The organism is Hymenobacter terricola (genome assembly GCF_017921975.2).
Lineage (GTDB): Bacteria > Bacteroidota > Bacteroidia > Cytophagales > Hymenobacteraceae > Hymenobacter > Hymenobacter terricola.
This window is the reverse complement of sequence record NZ_JAGEMO020000138.1, coordinates 1-2,654: the sequence shown is the minus strand read 5'-3', so window position 1 is coordinate 2,654 and position 2,654 is coordinate 1. Positions and strand designations below refer to the sequence as shown.

The window sequence follows — 2,654 nt, the reverse complement described above, 5'->3', positions numbered from 1 at the left end:
CCACCTGCACGTAGCTTGCCGGCTCGGGAACAACTGCGGGCGGCGCTTGGGCGTGGCCGCCGAAGGCCACCAGGCCCAGCAACAAGGAAACTGCTTTTTTCATGCCGGCTAGTTGCCCCGGATGCTGTGTAGAACAGATGAACCCTCCTTCAATCAAACGGAGCGCGTTCACCGACTCACCCTTTTCTTAAACTTGGCCTGGGTAAGAGGTTGGTTCTAACGTCACATTTGACGTAAGTCCAGGGATGAGTGATGAGCACGATGCGTAGAAATAACTGCCTTTGTCGGTGAACATATCCGCTTATCTTGCAAGCTCATCCGGGACTTTTTATGATCTAGGTACTTTTCCCTGGCCCGCTATTATGTCCTCCTCCCCCGCGTCTCGCTCGTTAGCCGCCGAAAACCAGCACCTGCGGGAACAAATCCAGCAGTTGGAGATCGACCGGGCGGCTATGGCGGAGGCGAAGGAACGAGCGGATAAGTACGAACAAAGCCAGGTCCGTTTCCGCACCGTATTTGAGCATTCGCCCCTGGGCCAGAAAATCATCACCCCCGACCTGACCATCCGCCAGGCCAACGCGACGCTGGTGGCCATGCTCAGCTGCACGCGCCCCGCCGAGGTGGAGGGCCGGCACATCCTTGACTTTGCGCACCCGAACTACCGCGCCGACTGGCACGACCTGCAGGAGCGCCTCTGGCACCACCACATCCCGAGCTTTACCTTCGACACCTGCCTGGTGCGCGCCGACAAGACCTCGTTCTGGTGTCAGGTCCATTCCAATCTGTTCCGGGACGACGGCGAAGAATTGGGCTACACGACCCTCATCGACACCAATGCACACAAGGAATTGGAAGCGTCCCTCAAGCGCCTCTACGACACGCAGGAGACCATTCTGCACCTGGTGGCCCATGACCTGAAAACCCCGATTGCCCACATTCAGCTGCTGACCGCGTTGCTGCGCCGGGACGTGTTCAACCCGAAAGCCGAAATCCCCAAGTTTCTGGCCCTGATTGAGCACGCCTGCAACGATGCCACCACGCTCCTCAAAGACGTGCTGTACCTCGGGGAGTTGGACGCGACCCGGCTGCAAAAGGAGCCCACCAACTTCAACGCCTTTCTCGATACGCAATTGACCGCGCATCGGCTCACCGCGCAGGAAAAAGGGATTGAGCTGGTGTTGGAGCTCCCGCCGCAGGTGGTGACCGCAAACCTGAACCCCGACAAATTCAGCCGGGTGGTGGCCAACCTGCTCACCAATGCCCTGAAATTCACCCCCGCCGGGGGCCGGGTGGTCGTCCACCTGGAAGAGCACGCCGGCCGCGCGCGCCTCACGGTGCAGGACACGGGCGTGGGCATCGCGGCCGCGTTGCAGGCCCACATTTTCGACAAGTTCAGCGACGCCGCCCGCGTGGGCCTTTCCGGGGAATCCACCACGGGCCTGGGCCTGTTTATCACCCAACAAATCGTGCGGCTGCACGGCGGCCACATCTGGCTGAAAAGTCGGGAGCACGAAGGCACGACCTTTTTTATCGACCTCTAACCGCGGGCGCGAGGTCCTGGCCGATGCCGGCGCCGCGGGCGGTCGTGCGGTACCAGTTGACCGACTCAACCGGGCTCTTACCTACCCATTCAGTATCAACCAGTGGGGCTATGCGACCTTGGCCCCACCGTTTAAATACACTTCCGCAAGCCGGTTGTTGGCGACAGTAGTGCACCGTCCCATCCACCTAAATTCGGCGTACCATGTTTCCTGTCCCGCCCGGAACGCCACGAGGCTCCCTGCCCACGCTTCCTTTTTTTTCCGTGTCCTACCAGGCCCGCCCGCCCCTGCTCCGCGCGGGCGCCACCCGGGCCCTGACGTTTGCGGAGGTGATGGAAACCCTTGAAGTGCTGCTGGTCCACGCCGCCCACCACCGCTGCCCGTACTGGGTGGTTGACCGCCGCATCGGGCCCCACGAAGAGCCCGCCGAGCTACACAGCTGGATGCAGGAAGACTACTTTCCCCGGGTGCGGGCCGTGCTCGGGCAACCGCCGCAGGTGGCCTTTCTGGTGACGCCCGCCGAATTGGCCCGGTTGCAAGCGCACCGGGCCACCGCTCCGCAGGACTGGCACACGCCCGCCGTGCACTTCGGCTGGTTTACCCAGCCGCCCGCCGCCGCCGCGTGGCTGCAGGCTCAGCGCGTGCCGGGGCCACCGAATGGCTCCAATAATTGAACAGAGCGCATTTAGGGCGCTATCCTTTTGCTTAACTTCCTGTAAGTTTACCGGCTCACATCGACCTTTTTTCTTTTCTATGCTCCTTGCCATTTTGTTGCCCGGCATTTCGATGATTCTGAACGGCCACATCCTGAAGGGTATTGTGTGCGGGGTATTGCACCTGACCTTGATTGGCTGGATTCCGGCCGCCATTTGGGCCGTGGCCTCGCGCAGCCAAGACCTCGCCGACAAGCGCCACCGCGAGACGCTCGCCATGCTGGCTAAGCAGCAAGCTCGGTAAACCCTCGTGGCTGTTGCAGAACTCGTGGGTATGGCTGGCAAACAGCTTAAGTGAACGTGCAACGGCCTACAAGAAGTGTTTAAGGGACGTTTTTAGAGGCGGTGCCCCGGCGCAGAGGATCTTTCAGGGGCTACCCAAGACTTCCGCAACAGCCAC

The 2,654-nt window shown here is 61.2% G+C and carries 3 protein-coding genes; all 3 read left to right on the top strand.

The genetic code is table 11. The features are described 5' to 3' along the window. The first annotated feature begins 362 nt into the window (after positions 1-362). The 3 genes from J4G38_RS27005 to J4G38_RS26995 all read left to right on the top strand — a co-directional run bounded on the left by J4G38_RS27005 (position 363) and on the right by J4G38_RS26995 (position 2,498). The gene (locus J4G38_RS27005) at positions 363-1,541 is read left to right on the top strand and encodes a PAS domain-containing sensor histidine kinase (RefSeq protein WP_210522220.1); all 1,179 of its coding nucleotides are present in this window, start codon (positions 363-365) and stop codon (positions 1,539-1,541) included. Between the two features lie 263 nt (positions 1,542-1,804). Beyond that, entirely contained in the window at positions 1,805-2,215 is a 411-nt protein-coding gene (locus J4G38_RS27000) for a hypothetical protein (RefSeq protein WP_210522221.1), read from the top strand. Positions 2,216-2,294: 79 nt separating this feature from the next. Further along, entirely contained in the window at positions 2,295-2,498 is a 204-nt protein-coding gene (locus J4G38_RS26995; RefSeq protein WP_210522222.1) for a hypothetical protein, read from the top strand. The last annotated feature ends 156 nt before the right edge of the window (positions 2,499-2,654 follow it).

Excerpts from the sequence above, each read along its gene's own strand:
- J4G38_RS27005 (WP_210522220.1), top strand. The coding sequence starts at position 363 with ATGTCCTCCTCCCCCGCGTCTCGCTCGTTAGCCGCCGAAAACCAGCAC.
- J4G38_RS26995 (WP_210522222.1), top strand. The coding sequence starts at position 2,295 with ATGCTCCTTGCCATTTTGTTGCCCGGCATTTCGATGATTCTGAACGGC.